The 22,442-nt window shown below is 71.1% G+C and carries 19 protein-coding genes; 16 read left to right on the forward strand and 3 right to left on the reverse strand.

Annotated elements, in window-relative coordinates; genetic code table 11:
* The first annotated feature begins 55 nt into the window (after window positions 1-55).
* Entirely contained in the window at window positions 56-2,371 is a 2,316-nt protein-coding gene (locus AB0H93_RS34025) for a bifunctional (p)ppGpp synthetase/guanosine-3',5'-bis(diphosphate) 3'-pyrophosphohydrolase (protein ID WP_358578558.1), read from the forward strand.
* 134 nt (window positions 2,372-2,505) lie between these two features.
* On the opposite strand, the gene AB0H93_RS34030 is transcribed toward AB0H93_RS34025, so the two are convergent.
* The gene (locus AB0H93_RS34030; RefSeq protein ID WP_358578560.1) at window positions 2,506-3,342 is read right to left on the reverse strand and encodes a peptidylprolyl isomerase; all 837 of its coding nucleotides are present in this window, start codon (window positions 3,340-3,342) and stop codon (window positions 2,506-2,508) included.
* Window positions 3,343-3,526: 184 nt separating this feature from the next.
* Here AB0H93_RS34030 and AB0H93_RS34035 point away from each other — a divergent pair, with 184 nt between their 5' ends.
* Genes AB0H93_RS34035 through AB0H93_RS34045 form a run of 3 tightly spaced genes read left to right on the forward strand, consistent with a single transcriptional unit; the run spans window position 3,527 to window position 6,131 of the window.
* Complete coding sequence (locus AB0H93_RS34035; protein WP_358578562.1) at window positions 3,527-4,210, forward strand: MBL fold metallo-hydrolase; 684 nt, start codon at window positions 3,527-3,529, stop codon at window positions 4,208-4,210.
* A 20-nt stretch (window positions 4,211-4,230) separates the two neighbouring features.
* Complete coding sequence (gene hisS / locus AB0H93_RS34040) at window positions 4,231-5,499, forward strand: histidine--tRNA ligase (RefSeq protein WP_358578565.1); 1,269 nt, start codon at window positions 4,231-4,233, stop codon at window positions 5,497-5,499.
* On the forward strand, window positions 5,496-6,131 hold the full coding sequence (locus AB0H93_RS34045; protein ID WP_358578567.1) for a hypothetical protein: 636 nt from the start codon (window positions 5,496-5,498) through the stop codon (window positions 6,129-6,131). The genes hisS and AB0H93_RS34045 overlap by 4 nt, the downstream gene beginning before the upstream one ends.
* 99 nt (window positions 6,132-6,230) lie before the next feature.
* On the opposite strand, the gene AB0H93_RS34050 is transcribed toward AB0H93_RS34045, so the two are convergent.
* On the reverse strand, window positions 6,231-7,694 hold the full coding sequence (locus tag AB0H93_RS34050; protein WP_358578569.1) for a YibE/F family protein: 1,464 nt from the start codon (window positions 7,692-7,694) through the stop codon (window positions 6,231-6,233).
* A gap of 134 nt (window positions 7,695-7,828) precedes the next feature.
* On the opposite strand from AB0H93_RS34050, the gene AB0H93_RS34055 reads away from it, so the two are divergent.
* On the forward strand, window positions 7,829-8,905 hold the full coding sequence (locus AB0H93_RS34055; protein WP_358578571.1) for an Rv2578c family radical SAM protein: 1,077 nt from the start codon (window positions 7,829-7,831) through the stop codon (window positions 8,903-8,905).
* 226 nt (window positions 8,906-9,131) lie between these two features.
* On the opposite strand, the gene AB0H93_RS34060 is transcribed toward AB0H93_RS34055, so the two are convergent.
* Window positions 9,132-10,175, reverse strand: a complete 1,044-nt coding sequence (locus tag AB0H93_RS34060) for a hypothetical protein (RefSeq protein WP_132483583.1) — start codon at window positions 10,173-10,175, stop codon at window positions 9,132-9,134.
* 519 nt (window positions 10,176-10,694) lie between these two features.
* Here AB0H93_RS34060 and aspS point away from each other — a divergent pair.
* The 11 genes from aspS (at window position 10,695) to AB0H93_RS34115 (ending at window position 22,393) form a co-directional block, all read left to right on the forward strand.
* Complete coding sequence (aspS, locus tag AB0H93_RS34065; RefSeq protein ID WP_358578574.1) at window positions 10,695-12,515, forward strand: aspartate--tRNA ligase; 1,821 nt, start codon at window positions 10,695-10,697, stop codon at window positions 12,513-12,515.
* Between the two features lie 21 nt (window positions 12,516-12,536).
* Complete coding sequence (locus AB0H93_RS34070; RefSeq protein ID WP_358578577.1) at window positions 12,537-13,478, forward strand: DUF389 domain-containing protein; 942 nt, start codon at window positions 12,537-12,539, stop codon at window positions 13,476-13,478.
* A gap of 207 nt (window positions 13,479-13,685) precedes the next feature.
* A complete protein-coding gene (locus tag AB0H93_RS34075; RefSeq protein WP_358578579.1) occupies window positions 13,686-14,897 on the forward strand; it encodes a hypothetical protein in 1,212 nt (403 codons plus the stop codon).
* Window positions 14,898-14,987: 90 nt separating this feature from the next.
* Entirely contained in the window at window positions 14,988-15,710 is a 723-nt protein-coding gene (locus AB0H93_RS34080; protein ID WP_358578581.1) for a GNAT family N-acetyltransferase, read from the forward strand.
* Between the two features lie 339 nt (window positions 15,711-16,049).
* Complete coding sequence (locus AB0H93_RS34085; RefSeq protein WP_358578583.1) at window positions 16,050-16,424, forward strand: hypothetical protein; 375 nt, start codon at window positions 16,050-16,052, stop codon at window positions 16,422-16,424.
* A 47-nt stretch (window positions 16,425-16,471) separates the two neighbouring features.
* On the forward strand, window positions 16,472-17,068 hold the full coding sequence (locus AB0H93_RS34090; protein ID WP_358578585.1) for a carbonic anhydrase: 597 nt from the start codon (window positions 16,472-16,474) through the stop codon (window positions 17,066-17,068).
* 286 nt (window positions 17,069-17,354) lie between these two features.
* Entirely contained in the window at window positions 17,355-18,869 is a 1,515-nt protein-coding gene (locus AB0H93_RS34095; RefSeq protein WP_358578587.1) for a SulP family inorganic anion transporter, read from the forward strand.
* 123 nt (window positions 18,870-18,992) lie between these two features.
* The gene (locus AB0H93_RS34100) at window positions 18,993-20,300 is read left to right on the forward strand and encodes a replication-associated recombination protein A (protein ID WP_358578704.1); all 1,308 of its coding nucleotides are present in this window, start codon (window positions 18,993-18,995) and stop codon (window positions 20,298-20,300) included.
* Between the two features lie 180 nt (window positions 20,301-20,480).
* A complete protein-coding gene (locus tag AB0H93_RS34105) occupies window positions 20,481-21,446 on the forward strand; it encodes a D-glycerate dehydrogenase (protein ID WP_358578589.1) in 966 nt (321 codons plus the stop codon).
* A 228-nt stretch (window positions 21,447-21,674) separates the two neighbouring features.
* Window positions 21,675-22,082 (forward strand): DUF948 domain-containing protein, encoded by a 408-nt coding sequence (locus tag AB0H93_RS34110; RefSeq protein WP_010311092.1) that lies wholly within the window; start codon window positions 21,675-21,677, stop codon window positions 22,080-22,082.
* Entirely contained in the window at window positions 22,079-22,393 is a 315-nt protein-coding gene (locus AB0H93_RS34115; RefSeq protein WP_132493841.1) for a hypothetical protein, read from the forward strand. The genes AB0H93_RS34110 and AB0H93_RS34115 overlap by 4 nt, the downstream gene beginning before the upstream one ends.
* The last annotated feature ends 49 nt before the right edge of the window (window positions 22,394-22,442 follow it).

Consider the following 22,442-nt stretch of genomic DNA (forward strand, 5'->3'; position numbering starts at 1 on the left):
AGTGTCCGGGTCCCCCGGACCTGGGACGAGAGCAACACGAGCCCGGGAGCGTGCGGTGAGCCAACACGTCGAATCTCCTGCATCGGCAGCCGACCCGGCTGCCGAGCCGCGGGCGGCCTCCGCGACGCGTCGCGTCCGAGCCCGGCTGGCCAGGAGGATCACGGCGCAGCGGGCCGCCGCGGTCAAGCAGGTGCTGGAGCCGCTGGCGACGGTGCACCGGGAGCTGCACCCGCAGGCCGACCTCGCGCTGCTGCAGCGCGCCTACGACGTCGCCGAGGAGAAGCACCGCAGTCAGCGGCGCAAGTCCGGCGACCCGTACATCACGCATCCGCTGGCGGTCGCGACGATCCTCGCCGAGCTCGGCATGGACACCACCACCCTGGTCGCCGGCCTGCTGCACGACACCGTCGAGGACACCGACTACTCGCTGGAGAAGCTCGGCGCCGAGTTCGGCGACGAGGTGGCGCACCTGGTCGACGGGGTCACCAAGCTGGACAAGGTCAAGCTGGGCGCCGCCGCCGAGGCCGAGACCATCCGCAAGATGATCATCGCGATGGCCCGCGACCCGCGGGTGCTGGTGATCAAGCTCGCCGACCGGCTGCACAACATGCGCACCATGCGCTTCCTGCCGCCGGAGAAGCAGGCCCGCAAGGCGCGGGAGACCCTCGAGGTCCTGGCGCCGCTGGCGCACCGGCTGGGCATGGCCACCATCAAGTGGGAGCTGGAGGACCTGGCGTTCGCCATCCTGCAGCCCAAGAAGTACGACGAGATCGTGCGCCTGGTGGCCAACCGCGCGCCGTCCCGCGACACCTACCTGCGCACCGTCATCGACGAACTGTCGCACCAGCTCGACACCGCCCGGCTGGCCGCGAAGGTGCAGGGCCGCCCCAAGCACTACTACTCCATCCACCAGAAGATGATCGTGCGGGGTCGCGACTTCGACGACATCCACGACCTGGTGGGCGTGCGGATCCTGGTCGACGAGGTCCGCGACTGCTACGCGGCGATGGGCGTGGTGCACGCGCTGTGGCAGCCGATGCCCGGCCGCTTCAAGGACTACATCGCGCAGCCCCGGTTCGGGGTCTACCAGTCGCTGCACACCACGGTGATCGGCCCGGAGGGCAAGCCGCTGGAGGTGCAGATCCGCACCCACGAGATGCACCGCACCGCCGAGTACGGCATCGCGGCGCACTGGCGGTACAAGGAGACCAAGGGGCGCAACGGCGCCGCGCAGTCGGCCGTCGAGGTCGACGAGATGGCGTGGATGCGGCAGCTGCTCGACTGGCAGCGGGAGGCCGCGGACCCCGGCGAGTTCCTGGAGTCGCTGCGCTACGACCTGGCGACCAGGGAGATCTTCGTCTTCACGCCGAAGGGCGACGTGATCACGCTGCCGTCCGGCTCGACCCCGGTGGACTTCGCCTACGCGGTGCACACCGAGGTGGGCCACCGCTGCATCGGCGCCCGCGTCAACGGCCGGCTGGTGGCGCTGGAGCGCAAGCTGGAGAACGGCGAGGTCGTCGAGATCTTCACCTCCAAGGCGGAGGGATCCGGTCCGAGCCGCGACTGGCTGTCGTTCGTGGCCTCGCCGCGGGCCAAGGCGAAGATCAAGCAGTGGTTCGCCAAGGAACGCCGCGAGGAGGCGATCGAGTCCGGCAAGGAGCTGATCGCCAAGGAGATCCGGCGGCTCGGCCTGCCGGTGCAGCGCTTCGTGTCGGCGGAAACGCTCGGCGCGGTGGCCCGCGAGCTGCACTACGTGGACGTCACCGGCCTTTACGCGGCGGTGGGGGAGAAGCAGCTCTCGGCGCAGCACCTGGTGCAGCGCCTCGTGGCGTTCATCGGCGGCCCGGAGCAGGCGGCCGACGAGATCGCGGAGCGGTCGACGCCGTCGACGTTGCGCGGCAAGCGCCGCAGCAGCGGCGACTCCGGCGTCGTGGTCAAGGACGCCGGGGACGTGTGGGCGAAGCTGGCGCGCTGCTGCACGCCGGTCCCGGGCGACGAGATCCTCGGCTTCGTGACCCGCGGCGGGTGGGTCAGCGTGCACCGCACGGACTGCACCAACGCCGACGACCTTCGCCGCACGCCCGAACGGCTGGTCGAGGTGCACTGGGCGCCGTCGGCGTCGTCGGTGTTCCTGGTCGCGATCCAGGTGGAGGCCCTGGACCGGCACCGGCTGCTCTCCGACGTGACGAAGGTGCTGGCGGACGAGCGGGTGAACATCCTGTCGGCGTCGGTGACCACGTCGAAGGACCGGGTGGCGGTGAGCCGCTTCTCCTTCGAGATGGGAGACCCGAAGCACCTGGGCCACGTCCTCAAGGCGGTCCGCAACATCGAGGGCGTCTACGACGTCTACCGCGTGACCTCCGCGGCCTGACGGCGTTTCCACTGCTCAGGGCCCGTGAGTTATAGCAGCGGAAAGTACTCACGGGCGCTGGCCAGGCCAAACGGCACCAATTGCGCAGCGAGAAGGGGCGCGGCCCGCAGGCCGCGCCCCTTCTGGCGTTCGCGTCAGGCCTGGACGTCGACCGACTCGAACTTGACCTCCTGCTTCGGGTGGCCGCCACCCGGCGACGGCTCGAACGCGCCGTCGTGGCCCGCGCGGGCGATGCCATCGATGACCTTCAGGCCATCCTCCGAGATGGTGCCGAACACGGTGTAGTCCGGCGACAGCGGAGCCTCGCCGAAGACCATGAAGAACTGGCTCCCGTTGGTGTTCGGGCCCGCGTTGGCCATCGCGAGGTAGCCGCGCCCGTACTGCAGCTCCGGGAACGTCTCGTCGTCGAAGCTGTAGCCCGGGCCGCCGGAACCCTTGCCGGTCGGGTCACCGCACTGCAGCATCTGCAGGCCCTCGGTGCCGATCCGGTGGCACGCGGTCCCGTTGTAGTAGCCCTGCTTGGACAGGCTGACGAAGCTGTTCACGGTGCACGGCGCCAGCGCGCGGTCGAGCGTCAGCGGGATCGCGCCCTGGCTGGTGTTGATGGTGGCCTGCACGGTGCCCTTGGAGGACACCTCGCCGTTGGCCGGCGGCTGCACCGGCTTGCTCGGCCCCTTGCTGTCCGGCCGGTACTGGCAGGACACCGGATCCGCCAGCGGCGTCGGCCGGGCCGGCGGCGGCGCGAGCTCGGTCGGGATCTGGACCTCCGGCTGCGCCTGCTCCGGCTGCTGCTGGGCGGTGTCGTCGCCGCTGCGGGTGAAGTAGAAGACGCCCACCACGACCGCGATGACCACGACGATCGTCGCGCCGATGGTGATCATCCGGCGTCGCTTGGCCTGCTCCGCCCGGCGCTGCAGTTGGCGTTCGAGCTTCCGCTTGGCCGCCTGGCGACGTTGCTCGTTGCTGGGCACCTGCTCCCTCCCCGGATTCGGTGAACCTGATGTTGTTCCGGGGAGTTTATGGGGTCGGTCGCGGACCGTTCCTGAGAGCCTGCGCATCGTGCCTGCCGCGCGCGAAGGCGCACGTGGGCGGGACGATAACCTTGGGGGACCGACCCGCCCCATCGGGTGTCGCCGCAACGAAAGGTCGCGCTTCGTGCTTGTCCTCGGGTTCCCGGTAGGACCGCTGCAGGCGAACTGCTACGTGCTCGCGCGCGGGGAAGGCGAGCCCTGCGTCGTCGTGGATCCCGGCCAGGACGCCGTGGCGCCGCTGGACGAACAGCTGCGCAAGCACCGCCTCGCGCCCGCCGCCGTGCTGCTCACCCACGGGCACTTCGACCACGTCTTCTCCGCCGGTGAGGTCTGCGCCGCGCACGACGTGCCCGCCTACGTCCACCCGGCCGACCGCTTCATGCTCGCCGACCCGGGCGCCGCGCTCGGCCCGGCCGGGCGGCAGCTCTTCGGCGACGGCCCGGTGATGGACGCGCCCGCCGACGTCCGCGACCTCGCCGACGGCGACGTGCTGGAGCTCGCCGGGCTGCGCTTCGACGTCACGCACACCCCGGGCCATACCGGCGGATCGGTGCTGTTCGGCGTCGGGACCGACGAGGGTGGGCGGCTGCTGCTGTCCGGCGACACCCTCTTCGCCGGCGCCATCGGGCGCACCGATCTGCCCGGCGGCGACCACGGCCGGATGCTCGAGTCGCTGAGCACCAAGGTGCTGCCGCTGGACGACGAGATCGTCGTGCTGCCGGGCCACGGACCGACCACCACCATCGGGCGCGAGCGCGCGGGCAACCCGTTCCTGCAGGGCCTGCCGGCTTCCGACGCCATTTCCTGACGAGGACTGAACCACCACTCATGAGCACGTTCACCGCACCCAAGGGCATCCCCGAGTACTACCCGCCGGAGTCGGCGGCCTTCCTGGCGGTCCGCGACACCCTGTCCGACGCCGCGCGCCGCGCCGGCTACGGCTACATCGAGCTGCCGGTGTTCGAGGACACCACGCTGTTCGCCCGCGGCGTCGGGGAGTCCACCGACGTCGTCAGCAAGGAGATGTACACCTTCGCCGACCGCGGCGGCCGGTCCGTGACGCTGCGCCCGGAGGGCACGGCGGGCGTGATGCGCTCGGTCATCGAGCACGGCCTGGACCGCGGCCAGTTGCCGGTGAAGCTCTACTACAGCGGCGCGTTCTTCCGCTACGAGCGGCCGCAGGCCGGGCGGTACCGGCAGCTGCAGCAGGTCGGCGTGGAGGCGATCGGGGTCGACGACCCGGCGCTGGACGCCGAGGTCATCGCGATCGCCGACGAGGGCTACCGGCGGCTGGGGCTCAGCGGGCACCGCATCGAGATCACTTCGCTCGGCGACAACACCTGCCGCCCCACCTACCGGGCGAAGCTGCAGGAGTTCCTGCGCGGGCTGCCGCTGGACGAGGAGACCCGGCGCCGTGCCGAGCTCAACCCGCTGCGGGTGCTCGACGACAAGCGGCCGGAGGTGCGGGAACTCGTCGCCGACGCGCCGCTGATGGTCGACCACCTCTCGGCGGAATCGAAGGAGCACTACGAGCAGGTCAAGGCGCACCTGCTCGACCTCGGCGTGGCGTTCGTCGAGAACCCCCGCCTGGTGCGCGGCCTCGACTACTACACCAAGACCACCTTCGAGTTCGTCCACGACGGACTCGGCGCGCAGTCCGGCATCGGCGGCGGCGGCCGCTACGACGGCCTGATGGCCGAACTCGGCGGCCAGGAGTACTCCGGCGTCGGCTTCGGGCTCGGCGTCGACCGGACCCTGCTGGCCTGCCAGGCCGAGGGGCTGCAGGTCGGCGACCAGGCGCGCTGCGACGTGTACTGCGTGCCGATGGGCGAGACCGCCAAGCGCCGCCTGGTGGCGGCCGCGGGCGGGCTGCGGGCGACCGGGGTCCGCGTCGACGTGGCCTACGGCGGCAAGGGCCTCAAGGGCGCGATGAAGGCCGCCGACCGCTCGGGCGCCCGGTTCGCGCTGGTCCTCGGCGAGCGGGACCTCGAAGCCGGCACCGCGCAGCTGAAGGAGCTGGCCAGCGGCGAACAGCGCGCGGTGTCGCTGGAATCGCTGGAGGCCGAGGTCCGGGACGCGGTCGCGGAGCCGAGATGACCGAAGCAGAGGCGGTTCCGCTGGATCTGCTGGATCGCAAGACGGTCCGGACGCGGGCTCGCAACGTCGCGATCGCCGCGCTGATCGTCGCCGCCGCGATGGGCGGCATCGTGAGCCTGTTCGCGGGGCCCACGGGCTTCGCGATCACCGCGGCGATCGTCGGAATCCCGTTGCTGCTGCTGGCTTTCGCGGAGTCCCGCAAGACCATCGAGCTGCGCGGCGGCGAGCTGGTGGCCCGCGCGATGGGCACCCGCGTGGTCGACGTGAAGAACGCGGATCGGTTCGACCTGTTCGTCACCGACCTGCGCGGCGCGCGGACGGTCAACCTGCTGGTCGGCGGCCCGCCCAAGGGCAAGGCGATCAGCGTGTCGCTGGCGCTCTACGCGGGCACCGGCGGCCGGGAGCTCGGGATCTACGCGCTGCGCAGGCTGGCGGACACGCTGGCCGGCTCGGCCGACACCCGGGCGCTGGTGCTGTCGCAGCTGATCGTGGCCCAGCTGCGGGCGGAGGCGCGCGGCGACGCGGCCCCGGACCGCCCGCTGTACCGGCTGGCATCGGTCGCGCCGGCGGGCCGGATGGCGCAGCGGCTTCATCCCGACGCGGTCGCGAGGTTCGTCGCCGCACTGAGCTAGGAGCGCACCTCACCGACTGCTCAAGCCCGCAATTTCAATGGAAATCGGACCTTCGATTTCCATTGAAATTGCGGACCACCGGGGCCGAGGGCGGACGGATCAGCGGCCGGGCCTGAGGTGCGGCGGCCGTCGGCGCACCGTCGGGGTTTCCGCGCTGGTGGCGGCCGCTCTCCCCACGCGGTCCGCGACCGAGCCCCCGCTGCGGCCCGAGCTCTTCGCGGGCTCCCGGACCGCCACCGCGGCGGCGATCGCCGTGGTGATCGGCACCGCGGCGACCAGGCCGATGCTGCCGACCAGCGTGCGCACGACCTCCTGCGCCACCGCCTGCGAACTCACCACCTCGCCGAAGGTCCGGCCGGAGAGCGTGTACGCCAGCAGCAGCGGCAGGGCCGCGCCCGCATAGGCCAGGACCAGCGTGTTCACCGCCGACGACACGTGGTCGCGGCCGATTCGCTGGCCCGCCTTGTAGAGCTGCCGCCAGGACAACGACGGGTTGGCCTTGCGCAGCTCCCACACCGCGCTGGTCTGGGTGACGGTCACGTCGTCGAGCACGCCGAGCGCGCCGATCACGATCCCGGCCAGCAGCAGGCCGCGCGCATCGATCGGCGTGCCGAGCACTCCCATCAGGCTCGACGTGTCCTCGTCCAGCCCCGTCAGGCTGGTGGCCGCCGAGAAGACCACGCTGAGCAGGCCGATCAGGGCGAGGCTCAGCAGGGTGCCGAGCACCGCGGTCGAGGTCCGCGCGGAGAAGCCGTGCGTCAGGTAGAGCACCACGAACATGATCAGCCCGGCCCCGACGACCGCCACCAGCAGCGGGTCCTCGCCGGCGAGGATGGCGGGCAGCACGAAGCCGATCAGCACGACGAAGCTCAGCCCGAGCGCGACCAGCGCGGCGACGCCCTGCCAGCGGCCGAGCACGATCACCGCGGCGGCGAACACGAGGGCCAGGACCAGCAGCGGCATGCCGCGCTGGAAGTCGACGACCTGGTAGGACGTCGGGTCGTCGGGGTTGGCCCCGGCGTAGCTGAGCACGACGTGGTCGCCGACGGCGAATCGCGGCGTGCCGGGGTCCGTCGGCACCGTCTGCTCGATCGTCCGGTCGGCGCGCGGCCCGTCCTGCATCTGGACCCCGAGCACCACGCAGCCGCTCTCGTCGGGCGAACCCTGGGTGCACGAGCCCGCGGCGGCGGAGACGATGACGGCGTTGACCGGGTACTGGCCGAAGCCGAGGTCGGCGCCGGTGCGCTGCTGGTGGTCGAACGGGTAGAGCAGCAGGAAGCCGACGACGGCGGCCAGCGCGAAGGGCGCCAAGGCGATCGCGAGCACCCGCTTGACCTGCCTGGACGCCGGTTCGGCGGGGCCGTGGCCGTGCCCATGGCCGTGACCGTGCCCAGTGGCGGGGCCGTCGTCCCGCCGAGGGTCGGGGTTCGTGCGGCGACCGCCCTGCGGCGGGTCCGCGGCCGGTTGGGCGGGCGGTTGGGCCTGGTCGGCGGCGCGGCGGTGGCGAGCACGATGGCCGCCTCCGGGCTCGGGAGGCTCTCCGGTGGGGCGGCGGTCGGTCACCGGGCAATTATGCGGACCGCCTGTCGCGGCCCGAAGCGGGGCGTTTGGCCGGGCCTGCGCACCCGCGCCACTCGATCGGCGGACATGCGGAAACGGCGCTCGACACGATGTCGAAAGTATGTTCGAATTGAATCATGCGATGGGAACAGCAACGGGTCAAGCCACCGGTCGGGGGTGCGCCGGAGCTCCCGCTCGCGCTGCCGGAGCCGCCGCCGCGGTCCGGCGGGCGCGCGGGGCTGCGGTTGCCGGAGCCGGTGCCGATCGAGGCGGGCACCGAGGATGCCTACGCGATCGAGGTCCACGCGAAATCGATCATCAACCGGGTGCCGGGGGAGTCCCAGGTGCCGTTCCGGTGGACCGTGAACCCGTACCGGGGGTGCGGTCACGCGTGCCGGTACTGCTTCGCGAGGCGCACTCACACGTACTTGGACCTGGATGCGGGGCACGACTTCGACAGCAAGATCGTCGTGAAGGTCAACGCCGGGACCTTGCTGCGCAAGGAGTTGGCCGGTCCTCGCTGGGCGGGCGAGGCGATCGCGATGGGCACCAACACCGACCCGTACCAGCGCGCCGAGGGGCGCTACCGGCTGATGCGGGAGATCATCGCCGAGCTGCGCGACCGGGCCAACCCGTTCTCGATCCTCACCAAGGGGACGCTGATCCTGCGGGACGTCGACCTGATCGTGCAGGCCGCCGAGGTGGCGCCGGTGTCGGTGGCGGTCTCGGTGGGCTCGGTCGACGAGCGGCTCTGGCGGGCCGTCGAGCCGGGCGCCCCGTCGCCGCAGCGGCGGCTGGACGTGGTGCGCCGGTTCGCCGACGCGGGGATCGGCTGCTCGGTGCTGATGGCGCCGATCCTGCCGGGGCTCAGCGACGCGCCGGAGCAGATCGACGCGACGGTGCGGGCCCTGGCCGAGGCGGGTGCCGCGAACGTGACGCCGTTGCTGCTGCACCTGCGGCCGGGGGCGCGCGAGTGGTTCCGGGCCTGGCTGCAGCGCGAGCATCCGAAGTTGGTGCCGAGCTACGCGCGGCTCTACCGGGAGGGTTCGTACCTGCCGCAGTCCTACCAGCGCGACGTCCTCGCCCTAGTGGCCGATGCGAAGCGCCGCCACGGCATCGGCTCGTCGCGGCAGCAGGCGTTCCGCGACGTCGGGGTCGGTGCCGCCCGGTCCGCCGCCGAGGAGGAGGGAGTGCGTCAGCTCAGCCTGTTGTGAGCCCGGTCGGCGACGATCGGGGAGTGGTTCCGGGAAATGCACATCATTTTCGATTGGGATAGGACAATGTTAAGGAAAACGATTTCTGCCAAGTCGGGAAACTTCGCCGTTCGTTTCGGGGTTGTAAAAGAGCCGATGATGTTGATAATTCGGTCGCGCCTCGGCGTGCCACCGATTCATGGTTACCTACCGTGCCGGAAGGCGATCGGCGCGTCCCCGGATCGGGTCAACGTGTCGTGGTGCGCGAAGAGGTGCTGGAGCCCAGCTGCTCCTCGGGCTGCCATCGAACGCCGAAGACGCCCATGCCGAAGTCCAGCGCCACCGCGTGCGTGCGGCCGAACCGGTCCACGGTCAACGGCTTCGGGGGCTCCACCTCCTGCGTGGTGGAGTCGCCGACGTAGCTCTCGCACCGGGTCGGCGGGTGCGCCGGATCGAACTGCAGCTCCACTACGTACTGGCGCACGGGCAGCCGGAACAGCCGGCAGAAGCTGTGCTCGGCCTCGTTCGGGCCGGTCGGCGGGTCGATGATCTCGTACTCCAGCAGCAGCGTCTCGCCGCGCGCCAAGGCCCGGTCGAACAGCAGCTCCGCCACCACCAGGTCGCGGGCGTGGTCGGTGAGGACCTGCCCTAACCGGCAGGATCGGATCGGCCGGATGATCGGGGGCGTTTCGCCGGAGGAGGCGCCGTCGAACATGATCACCCAGCGGTCGACGCCGTTGGTCTCGGCCCGGACCAGCTTGCGGGTGCGGATCTTGCGCAGCTCGCCGCGCTGGTCGACGTGCACGACGTCGTGGTGGCTCAGTCGCGCGAGCTTGCTGTCGTGGCTGGTGTCGATCTTGGTGAGGAGCTCGGCGGCGGACTCGTTCTCCGACCAGAGCGCGCTCAGCGGCGGCGCCTCGGCGGGGGCCTGCCGGGTGCGGCCGCGCGGGCGCGGCGGGCCGAGCAGCGCCGACAGCGAGCTCTCCGGCACGCCGAGCACCTGCTCCAGCTGCTGCAGGGCGAGCAGCGAGTCGGGGCGCTCGGGGCGCCGGCGGCCGGACTGCCAGTAACTCAGCGCGGTGATGCTGACCGGGGTGCCGCGGGCGCGCAGCCGGTGCTGGATGCGTTCCAGGCTCAGCCGGCTGGCCCGGATCGCGGTGCGCAGGGCGGCCTCGAACGGACCGGTTCGGAGCAGTTCGGAGAGTTCGGCCGACAAAGCGTTCGCTCCTTGCTGCGTGCCGCGGACGGCCGGGTGGGTGGCCGGGCGAGCCTCGGTTTTCGGGCCGGTCATCGTTACTCCTCGTGTCCGCCGAATTCCGAACTTACGCTAATCAGTGGGGTCTACGTTGCGCAACGACCGAGTTCCGGTAGGCGTCTACGACTAAAGGAGGAACTCGGGTGTGCTTAAGGCGGGAATCAACTCCTTCATCGCTTCGTAGACGCCCGGCAATGCCGCTGCGTGATCGTCGGTCGTGCCTCGAATCAGTTGAATTGTGGACCAGCTGCGGCAAAATTGGTATCGACCATTTGGTGCCGCTCGGGCGAACGGGCGAACCAAGGGCCGTGAGCAGGCGGCCGGGTGGGGGAGGCCGCGGCCGGGAGGTGCGGTCACGCTCCGCGGCGGCGGCCGGACGCGCGGCACCTGCGCGATGCGCTCCCAGGTTCGTTGGCTAGCCTTAATGTCTTGCGTCCCAGCTGCTGAACGCCGTGATCGACAGACGTCCTGCCGATCGGGAGCGGCGGGGATCGCCGACAGCTACACCGTCCATGCCGTCAAGCGCTGAACAGCGGAAGAAGGAGCTCAGTACCCGTGATGCGCACGCACGAGGCCGGATCGCTTCGCTCCGGTCATGCCGGGCAGACCGTCACCCTCGCCGGGTGGGTGGCGCGCCGTCGCGATCACGGCGGGGTCATCTTCATCGATCTGCGCGACGCCTCGGGCGTCGCACAGGTCGTCTTCCGCGAAGGCGAGATGGCCGAGCGCGCCCACCGGCTGCGCGCCGAGTTCTGCGTCCGGGTCACCGGCGAGGTGATCCGTCGCCCGGCGGGCAACGAGAACCAGGAGATCGCGACCGGCGAGATCGAGGTGACCGCCACCGAGCTGGAGGTCCTGTCCGAGGCCGCGCCGCTGCCGTTCCCGCTGGACGAGCACCTGGAGGTCGGCGAGGAGGTCCGGCTCAAGCACCGCTACCTGGACCTGCGGCGCGCCGAGCCCGCCCGGATCATGCGGATGCGCAGCGACGTCAACCGGATCGCCCGGGACGTGCTGCACGGTCGCGACTTCGTCGAGGTCGAGACGCCGACGATGACCCGCTCGACGCCGGAGGGCGCCCGGGACTTCCTCATCCCGGCCCGCCTGCAGCCCGGCAACTGGTACGCGCTGCCGCAGTCGCCGCAGCTGTTCAAGCAGCTGCTGATGGTCGGCGGCCTGGAGCGCTACTTCCAGATCGCGCGCTGCTACCGCGACGAGGACTTCCGCGCCGACCGGCAGCCGGAGTTCACGCAGCTCGACATCGAGATGAGCTTCGTCGAGCAGGACGACGTGATCGAGCTCGGCGAGGCGCTCCTGACCGCGCTGTGGGGCAAGCTGGCCGACCACGAGATCCCGCGCCCGATCCCGCGGATGACCTACGCCGATGCGATTGCCAAGTACGGCACGGACAAGCCGGACCTGCGCTTCGGTCTCGAACTCACCGAGATGACCGAGTACTTCAAGGACACCACGTTCCGGGTGTTCCAGGCGCCCTACGTCGGCGCGGTCGTGATGCCCGGCGGCGCCGACCAGCCGCGGCGGCAGCTCGACGCCTGGCAGGAGTGGGCCAAGCAGCGCGGGCACAAGGGCCTCGCGTACGTGCTCATCGGGGCCGACGGCACGCTGTCCGGCCCGGTTGCGAAAAACCTGTCCGACGCCGAGCGCGAAGGGCTCGCCAAGGCGGTCGGGGCCTCCCCGGGCGACTGCGTGTTCTTCGCGGCCGGTCCGCGCTCGTCGGCCCGTGGCCTGCTGGGCGCGGCACGGCTGGAGATCGGTGAGCGCTGCGGCCTGATCGACCACGACGCCTGGTCGTTCGTCTGGGTCGTCGACGCCCCGATGTTCGAGCCGGTGGACGAGACCGACGACGTCGCGGTCGGCACCGGTCGATGGACGGCGGTGCACCACCCGTTCACCTCGCCGAACGCCGACTGGATCGACACCTTCGACCAGGACCCGGAGCACGCGCTGGCCTGGGCGTACGACATCGTCTGCAACGGCAACGAGATCGGCGGCGGCTCGATCCGTATCCACCGCTCCGAGATCCAGGAGCGGGTGTTCGAGCTGCTCGGCATCTCGCAGGACCAGGCGCAGGACAAGTTCGGCTTCCTGCTCGACGCGTTCAAGTTCGGCCCGCCGCCGCACGGCGGCATCGCCTTCGGCTGGGACCGGATCTGCATGCTGCTCGCCGGCGCCGACTCGCTGCGCGATGTCATCGCCTTCCCGAAGAGCGGCGGCGGGTTCGACCCGCTGACCGGCGCGCCGTCGCCGATCACCATCGAGCAGCGCAAGGAGGCCGGGATCGACGCCAAGGCCGCGGCGCAGGTCGGCGAACAGAGCATCTCGGTGTTCCCGCCCGGCGTGGTGGAGAAGCAGGGCTGACCGGAGCGCGGCGGGCACGACGTGCTGCACCTGCGGGTCATCTGTCCGGCCGAGCACACCGATCGGGTGCTCGCCGATGCCCGGTCACACCCGGGCACGGCGCACCTGGTCGTCGTGCGCGGCGGCGCGCTCGATCCGGCGGGTGATCTCGTCGAGTTCGACGTGGCCCGCGAGGCCGCCGACGACGTGCTCGCCGCGATCGGCGCTTCCGAGCTGGCCGCGGTCGGCGCGGTGACCATCTCCGAGGCGGGCACCATGCTGTCGCAGCGCGCCGAGCGGGCCGAGGAGGCGGCTCCCGGCGATGGCGACGACGCGGTGGTCTGGGACGAGCTGATCGCCCGCACCGGCGAGGAATGCCGGCTGAACGCCACGTTCCTGGCGTTCCTCTCCATCGCGTGCGTGCTGGCGGCGGTCGGCGTCGTCACCGACTCGCCGGTGACGATCGTCGGCGCGATGGTGGTCGGCCCCGAGTTCGGGCCGCTGGCCGCCATCGCCGTCGGGCTGGTGTCCCGCCGCTGGCTGCTGGTGCGCCGCGCGTCGGTGGCGCTCGCGGTGGGCTTCCCGGTGGCGATGGTGGTGACCGCGGCGGCCGCGCTGCTCGGCGAGTGGACGGGCCTGATCGACCGGCTCAGCCTGCCCGCCGTCAGCCAGGTGGCGTTCGTGTACCAGGTCGGCTGGTCGTCGCTCATCGTGTCGTTGCTGGCCGGTGCGGCCGGGATGCTGTCGCTGACCTCGGCCAAGTCGGCGGTGCTGGTCGGCGTGTTCATCTCGGTCACGACGGTGCCCGCCGCCGGCTATGCGGTGGTGGCGGCGACGCTCGGCGACTGGGCGCAATGCTTCGGCTCGGTCGCGCAGCTCGTGGTCAACCTGGTGGGCATCGTCGTGTCGGCGGCCGCGGTGCTCGTGTTGCGGCGCAGGCGGGCCGGCCTGGCCGACCGGGTGCCGACGCGGGAAATGCGGTGAGGAAGCCCAATCTTCGCCGCCGTGCAACGCCGCCGCAGCTTTGTTCCGTCAGCGTCTGGGAGGCGACTGACGTTCGGCGGATCGTCGAGGGTGGGAGCGTGTTGAGCCCAGGTGAACACGCTGCGATTACGGGTGTTGGCCGGTTGTGCGTCACTTGACCGGTAATGCCCTATCAGGTTCATGTTGTGGGGGTAGTGTCTGGAGACGATGAGCGTGGAGATCACCACCGGTCCCCCGGAGGTTCGCGTCCCGGTCAGCGCCGAGGCGACCGATACCGTAGGGACCGCGGAAGCCGTGCTGAGCAAGCGGACTGGAGCAACTGTCCGGCTTGCCGATGCGGAGGATCTCGGCGGCAGCGACCGCTCCGTCGTGATGCGGGTCCGGATCGCCGAATCGCCGTTCGAGCTGCCCCGCACCGTCGTGGTCAAGCACTACGGCGAGTGCCCGGAGGAAGCCCGGTCCGACCCGTTCGCGCACGAGGCGGCGAGCTGCCAGCTCACCACCGCGCTGCCGCCCGAGGCCCGGATCGGCCCCGAACTCATCGCGCACGACGCCGCCGAACGCCTGCTGGTGCTGGAGGACCTGGGCCGCGGCTCCACCCTGGCCGACGTGCTGTTCGCCGACGATCCGCGGATGGCGGAGCGGGCGCTGCTGGCGTGGGCGCGGGCGCTGGGCCGCCTGCACAGCACCACGGCGGGGTGCGAGGCGGACTTCGACGCGCTGATGCGCCGGCTGGGCGCGAGGTCGTGGACCGATCCGGTCGCCGACGACATCACGCGATCGGTGGGCGAGCTGCCGGAGCTGCTGTCGCAGACCCTCGGCGTGGACACCCCGCCGCGCATGGTCGAGCGGCTGACCGGCGCCTCCGAACTGCTGGAGTCGAGCCGGTACCGGTCGTTCAGCCCGTCGGACATCTGCCCGGACAACAGCCTCGTGACGGGCAGCGGCGTGCGGTTCATGGACTTCGAGTGGGGCTGCGTGCGCGATGTCGCGATGGACGCCGCCTACCTGCAGTACCCGTTCCCGTCGTCGTGGTGCTCGTACGCGCTGCCGGACAACCTGGCTGAGAGCATGTTGTCGACGTGGCGCTCGGAGATCGTCGAGGTCTGGCCGGAGCTGGACGACGACGAGGTGCTGATGCCCCGGCTGTTCAACGCCCAGCTGCTGTGGGTGTGGGTGTCGACCTGGTGGTTCCTGCCGCGGACCGGCGAGACCGACCGGCCGATCGACCTGCACATGCCTTCGCCGCGCCGCAGCACGGCGCTGGTGGACCGGTGGCGGCACCTGCGCTCGGACGCGGAGAAGGCCGACATGGCCGACGTCGCGGAGTTCGCGGACCGGGTGATCGACGCGCTGGTGGACCGCTTCGGTGCCGGCGCGCTGCACCTGCAGCCGTACCCGGCGTTCCGCACTGCGTAGACACACCGGCGGAAAGCCGTTGAGGGCCCGCTCGTCCCGTGGTTGGATGCATATACGAGTTTTTGCATGGTATGCATCGGGAGGCGTGGCGTGAGTTCCGTCGAGTCGGAGATCGAGCGGGCCGCCGTCGCCACCTGGCCCGCTTCGACGGTCGAGCACGCAGATGGCTGGGTGCTGCGGCACTGCGGGCTGCTGAACCGCAAGCGCTCGAACTCGGCGCTGCCACCGGAGGTCGTGCCCGATCCCGATGCTGCGATCGAACGCGTGGAGAAGTTCTACGCGGCGCGGGAGGCGGCGCCGATCGTGCAGGTCAGTCCGCTGGACCGGCACGCCGAACTGGACGCGTTCCTGGCCGGCCGGGGCTATCGCGTGGTCGGCCGCACGTCCGCCATGTTCGCCGACTGCGATCGGGTGCTCGGCGCGCCGCAGGGCTTTGAGGTGCGGCTGGAGCCCGGCCCGCGGCCGTCCTGGCTCGTCGCCGCCGAGGTGGTGGGCCGCAAGCCGGAGCCGAGCCTGGATCGCATCTCGCAGCCGGTGCGGTTCGCCATCGCGCTGCGCGACGGCGTCCCGATCGGAGTCGGGACGTTCGCCGTCTCGTCGGACTGGTGCGGGATCTACGGCATGGCCACGAGTCCCGACTGGCGGCGTCGCGGCGTCGCAGGCGCGGTCCTGCGCGCGGGCGCGCGGTGGGCGTCCGGTGCGGGGGCGACGCGGCTGTTCCTCCAGGTGGAGGACGACAATCCCGGAGCGCGGTCGTGCTACGAAGCGCTGGGTTTCATCCCCTCGCACGCCTACCACTATCGGGTCCGCTAAGCTTTCCTGTTTCCGGCGCGTTGCATGGGCGAATATATTTCAGGTTTCAAGCTAACTCGATGCGGTAATTCTGGTCACATCTCGAGTACTTTGCGTAGTGAACATCGTTTACGCAACGCAGTGACGGGCCTCCTGTCCACCCGGCATACGGGTGAATTACCAGGTCGAACCGAGTTGTATTAGAACATCTTCATTTGTTTCCCGGCCGACTCCACCGGATCTGCGACTTGCGCGTGCACCGCTGTTGTCGGATACCTTGAGTTCAGCGTTTCGCTACTTCTCCCCGCTACCGTCGATGCCGCCGGATGGGGATCGGCTGCTCTATTACAGGAGGCATTCGTGCGCGGCAAGGCGTGGCAGATCACGAGGGCGGGCTTGTTCCTGCTCTTCGCGGTCCTGCTCGCCGTGCTGGGTCCGCTGAGCGCCGAAGCCGGCCCGCAACTGCGCACCGGACCTGCGGAAACGAAGTCCGAGACCAGTGAGCACCGGGACAGCGAGAAGCTGCGCGAACGGATGCCGGGAATCGCGCTGCACCGCCGCAGCTTCGAACGGCGGGAAGACCGCCGCCCGCTGTTGCCGCGCAGCTTGCAGGGCATCCCGCGCCTCGAAAATCAGGCAGCGGCCGAGCAACTCCCAAATGCTGGGAGCAAACCGCACCCTGCATATGCCAAGCTCAAACATTCTCCCGCCACGCTCCAGGTCATCCGCCACTGATCGGCGGCTCGCGACGTATTCCGAGCCGACGACCAGGAGAGGCGACAATGAGCTTCGAACATTTCGTGCGACACGCTCGGCGACACCCGGGCATGCTTTCCGCTGACCGCCGCCAGCAGCTCGCCGCAGGTCAGAAACCGGCCGCGCTGTTCATCGGTTGCTCCGATTCGCGGGTGGTCCCATCGCAGATCACCGGTGCCGAACCGGGCAATCTGTTCGAACTGCGGACCGCGGGCAATGTGGTCCCGAAATACGCGCCGGATTCGGCGTCCAGCGAAATGGCCACCATCGAGTACGCCGTGCTGCAGCTGCGCGTGCCGGAGATCATCGTCTGCGGGCACTCGCACTGCGGTGCCGTGACGGCGTTGACCCTGGCCGGGCGCGGCCTGGAAGAGCTGCCGGCGCTGCGGGGCTGGCTCGGCACCGACGGCCTGAGCGGCGTCGAGCCGGACGATCCGAGCGTGCGCGCCGAGAGCAAGCGGCACATCCACGCGCAGCTGCAGACGCTGCGCGAATACCCGTTCATCCAGGACCGGATCGCCGCCGGCGAGCTGCGGTTGCACGGCTGGTTCTACGAGATCGACACCGGCCTCGTCTTCGCCTGCCCGCAGACGCCGGAAGCCACCGACTTCCTGCCGCTCTAACGACAGTTTCCAAACTCGGCCTGCTTGGCGGTGCGGGTGGCGGAACCTCAGGCGCCTTCTCGCTGTGGGATCCCCGACTCATGAATGCCAATTCACCACGTCGGGGCTGTCCTCGCGAGAAGACCCCTGAGAACCCGCGGCGGTGCGAGCTGAGTCCCACACCGCAAGCGGCTGCCGCCCGCTTGCAAAAGCTGGCCCTAACACCGCCCACCGGGTCGACGCCCGCACCGCCAGGTGCGCGGCGCGATACCCGTTTCCCGCATTTCGACCTGCCCTGGAGGGCATCGTGATATCTCGACTCGAAACGCCTCGCCCGGCGCGCCGGAGGCTCGGCGCGCCGCGCTGGCCGAAGGCCACCTTCGGCGCCGACCTGGGGGCCTCGCTGGTGGTGTTCCTGGTGGCGGTGCCGCTGTGCGTCGGCGTGGCCGTCGCCTCCGGCGTTCCCGCCGAACTGGGCATCGTCACCGGCATCATCGGTGGACTCGTGGTCGGTCTGCTGCCCGGCAGCACGATGCAGGTGAGCGGCCCCGCCGCGGGCCTGACGGTGCTGGTGGCCTCGGCGGTGGACCAGCACGGGCTGGCCGCGCTCGGCGTGATCGTGCTCGGCGCCGGCGTCGTGCAGATCGTGCTCGGGCTGAGCAGGCTCGGCACCTGGTTCCGCGCCATCTCGCCGTCGGTGGTGCAGGGGATGCTCGCCGGCATCGGGCTGGTGCTCATCCTCGGCCAGATCTACCCGGTGGGCGGGCTCGCGCAGCCCGAGTCCACCTGGGCGAAGTTCGCCGAGATCCCGGACCTGCTGATCGCGGCGACGACCACCGCGGAGGGCATCAGCGGCCTCGTGCTCGCCGTGCTGGCCCTGGGGATCATGAGCGGCTGGAAGAAGATGCCCGCGCGGCTGCGGCTCGTGCCCGGCGCGCTGATCGCCGTCGTGGCCACCAGCGCGTTGGCGGTGATCTTCGCGATGCCGGTGCACAAGGTCGAGGTCGGCTCGCTGCTCGCGGCGCTGAACATGCCGACCGCCGAGGCCTGGGGCGGGCTCATGACGCCCGCCGTGCTCGGCTCGATCCTGACGTTCGCGCTGATCGCCTCGGCGGAAAGCCTGTTCAGCGCCGCCGCCGTGGACCGCATGCACGACGGTCCGAAGACCCAGTACAACAAGGAGCTCGTCGCGCAGGGCGCGGGCAACGCGCTCTGCGGTCTGCTCGGGGCGCTGCCGATGACCGCGGTGATCGTGCGCAGCGCCACGAACGTGCAGGCTGGCGCCAAGACCAAGCTCTCCCGCGTGCTGCACGGGTTCTGGCTGCTGCTGTTCGTGGTGCTGCTGCCGGGCGTGCTGGCCTTCATCCCGACGGCGGTGCTCGCGGCGCTGCTGATCCAGGCCGGCTGGAAGCTGCTGGAGCTGCGGCAGGTCGTCGCGCTGGTTCGGGAGCACCGCTCCGAGGCGTTCGTGCTGGTGCTGACCGCGGGCATGATCGTGGCCACGGACCTGCTGATCGGCACGCTGACCGGACTCGCGGTCGCCATCGTCAAGACCGCGATCGAGGTGTCCCGGCTGTCGGTGCGCGCCGAGCACGGCGACGAGCACGTGCGGGTCGAACTGGGGGGCAACGCGACGTTCCTGCGGCTGCCGCGGCTGCTGGACCACCTCGAACAGCTGCCAACGGGCAAGCACGTGCACCTGGACCTGACGATGGTCCGGCACCTCGACCGCGCTTGCCACCAGGCCGTCGAGCACTGGGCGGCGCAGCGCCGCCGCGGCGACTGCACCGTCGAGGTGGCGCTCCCCGCCCGCGTGGGCTGAGCGCAGCCGGCGACGGGAATCGCGCCGCGCCTCCTGGCGGGTGGAGTGGTCGGTGGTGCCCGGTAGCGTCGGGGTGTGAGCGAGGGCTTGTTCGACGAAGGGCTGTTCGGCGCCGACACCGAGATGCGCGCGGGCGAGAAGTTGGCCGAGAACGCGCCGTTGGCGGTGCGGATGCGGCCCCGCTCGCTGGACGAGGTCGTGGGCCAGCAGCACCTGCTGGGGGCCGGGGCCCCGCTGCGTCGCCTGGTGGAAGGCGCGGCGCCGGCATCGGTGCTGCTCTACGGGCCGCCGGGCACCGGCAAGACCACGCTCGCCAACCTCGTCTCGCTGGCCACCGGCCGCCGGTTCGCGGCGCTTTCCGCGCTGTCCTCCGGCGTCAAGGAGGTGCGTGCGGTCATCGAGGAGGCGCGTCGTCGGCTCGGCCGCTCGGGCGAGGCGACGGTGCTCTTCATCGACGAGGTGCACCGGTTTTCCAAGACCCAGCAGGACGCGCTGCTGGGCGCGGTCGAGGACCGCACCGTGCTGCTGGTGGCGGCCACCACGGAGAATCCCCACTTCTCCGTGGTGGCGCCGCTGCTGTCGCGGTCGCTGGTGCTGCAGCTGCGCAGCCTGGAGGAAGACGACATCCGGACGCTGCTTCGCCGAGCGGTCGGCGAGGAGCGCGGCCTGGGCGGGGCCTTGCGCCTGGAAGAGGACGCCGAGGCGCACTTGGTCGCGCTTGCCGGTGGCGACGCGCGGCGGGCGCTGACCGCGCTCGAAGCGGCGGCGGAGTCGGCGAGCTCGACCGGCGCGGACGCGATCGACCTGGCGACGGTCGAGGCCACCGTGAACCGCGCCGCGGTGCTCTACGACCGGGGCGGCGACCAGCACTACGACGTGGCGAGCGCGTTCATCAAGTCCATCCGCGGGTCCGATGTGGACGCCGCGCTGCACTACCTGGCCCGGATGGTGGAGGCGGGGGAGGACCCGCGGTTCATCGCCCGCCGGCTCGTCGTGCACGCCAGCGAGGACATCGGCATGGCCGACCCGACCGCGCTGCAGGCCGCCGTCGCGGCGGCGCACGCGGTGCAGTTCATCGGGATGCCCGAGGGGCGGATCGCGTTGGCGCAGGCCACGATCCACCTCGCCACCGCGCCGAAGTCGAACGCGGTGATCATGGCGATCGACGAGGCGCTGGGCGACGTCCGGGCGGGCAAGGCCGGCCCGGTGCCGCCGCACCTGCGCGACGGGCATTACGCCGGGGCGGAGAAGCTCGGCAACGCCAAGGGCTACCAGTACCCGCACAGCAAGCCGGAAGGCGTGCTCGCCCAGCAGTACCCGCCCCGCGAGCTGGTGGGCCGCGACTACTACCAGCCGACCGGCCGCGGCGCGGAGCGCACGCTCAGCGACCGGGTCCCGAAGCTCCGCAGCATCATCCGCGGCGAGGACTGAGCCCGCGGCTCGCGGTTTCGACCGAACCTCGGCCCGCTGGACACCTGGCCCACGCCGTGGAGTCCGCGGTTTCAATTGAAACTGCGAGCGGGGACCGTGGGGATGGTGGTGGTCGACCGGTGAGCCCGGGGCGGGGCGGCAGGTAGATTCCGGCGGGGTTCTCGTCGCGAGGAGGTCGTTGTGGACAAGCGGATCGTGGTCAGCCGGGTTGTTCCGGAGTCCGCACTGGACGTGCTGCGTGAGGTCGGCGAAGTGCACGTCTGCCCGCAGGACCGGCCGCTGACCGCGCCCGAGCTGCGCGAGGCGGTGCGCGGCGCGCACGCGATCGTCACGATGCTGCACGACCGGGTCGACGCCGAGCTGGTCGAGGCCGCCGGCCCGCAGCTGGAAGTGGTCGCCAACGTGGCGGTCGGCTACGACAACGTCGACGTCCCGGCCGTGACCGGGCGCGGCGTCACCGTCACCAACACGCCCGGCGTGCTCGTCGACGCGACCGCCGACCTGACCATCGGGCTGCTGCTGATGGCGACCCGGCGGCTCGGCGAGGGCGAACGGTTGCTGCGGTCGCGCCGGCCGTGGACCTTCCACCTCGGCTTCATGCTCGGCGCCGGGTTGCAGGGCAAGACGCTCGGCATCGTCGGGCTCGGCGACATCGGGCAGGCCGTGGCCCGGCGGGCCCGCGCGTTCGGGATGGACATCGCCTACACCGGCCGGCGTCGTGTCGCCGCGGACGTGGAGGCCGAACTCGACGCCCGCTTCCTGACCAAGGACGAGCTGCTGCGCACCGCCGACGTGGTGTCCCTGCACTGCCCGCTGACCGAGCAGACCCGGCACCTCATCGACGATGCGGCGCTCGCGGCCATGAAGCCGACCGCGTTCCTGATCAACACCAGTCGCGGCCCGGTGGTCGACGAGGGCGCGCTGGCGAAGGCCCTCCACGAGCAGCGGATCGGCGGCGCGGCCCTCGACGTCTTCGAGCGCGAGCCCGAGGTGGAGCCCGCGCTGCTCGACCTCGACAACGTCGTGGTGGTGCCGCACCTGGGATCGGCGACCACCGAGACGCGAACCGCGATGGCCGAGCTCGCCGCCCGCAACGCCGCCGCGGTCCTCACCGGCCGGGAACCGCTCAACCCGGTCCGCTCGTAACACGATCGGTTCGAGATGTGCGCCCTTCGCCAAATTGTTTGGTGAAGGGCGCCGCTCGTTCGCCGATCGGAGCCCCGGTCCGGTGGGCGCGGCGCCCGGCGGTGCCCGTCGGCGGGCCGGGCCGACCGGGTGCGGGAGTGAGGATCGGGGCCGGTAACCTGACGCACGATCAACGGACCGGGCCGGGAGCTCGGTCCCACCGAATGACGTGGACATACGGGAGGGCACGTGACGCCCACGCAGATCGCCGCGCTGATCGCCGCCGGAGCGTTCGTGCTGCTGGTCGTGCTGCTGGCGATCCCGCTGATCAAGCTCGGCCGCACGCTGGACGAGGCGACCATCGCGATCCGCAAGGCGCACGAGAACTCCGATCCGCTGTTCACCGGGGCGAACTCGACCATCACGCACGTCAACACCCAGTTGGAGCGCGTCGACGGGATCACCGCCAACGCCAAGACGATCAGCGGCAACGTCTCGGCGTTGTCTTCGCTGTTCACGGCTACACTGGGTGGCCCGTTGGTGAAGACGGCGGCGTTCTCCTACGGGGTCAGCAAGGCGCTGCGGGCCCGCCGGAAGCGGCGGCAGGAGCCCGCCGGCCGGCACTTCCGCCGCAAGGGCAAAGGGGGGCGCAAGTGAGGCGCCTGTTCTGGTTCGGCGCCGGCGTCGCGGCCGGGGTCGCGGTGGCGCGCAAGCTCAACGAGACCGCCCGCAAGGCGACTCCGAGCGGCATGGCCGAGCAGCTGGGCGGCGCGGTCCGGGAGCTGGCCGGAGCCGTCGGCTCGTTCGGCGCCGAGGTGCGCGCGGGAATGCAGGAGCGGGAGCAGGAGCTGCACGACGTCGTCGAGCGCGGCAGCGTCGTCGACACGGTGCAGTTCCGCCGGATCGACGCCCCGATCGCCGACGAGGGCGCGGCCGGCGGCCGGCGAGCTCGCCGGGCGGGCCGCTGACGCCGGCGCCGAAGCGCCGCCAGCCGTCCGCCGGTACCCCAAGCCGACT

The organism is Saccharopolyspora sp. NPDC050642 (assembly GCF_040654735.1).
GTDB classification, from domain to species: domain Bacteria; phylum Actinomycetota; class Actinomycetes; order Mycobacteriales; family Pseudonocardiaceae; genus Saccharopolyspora; species Saccharopolyspora elongata.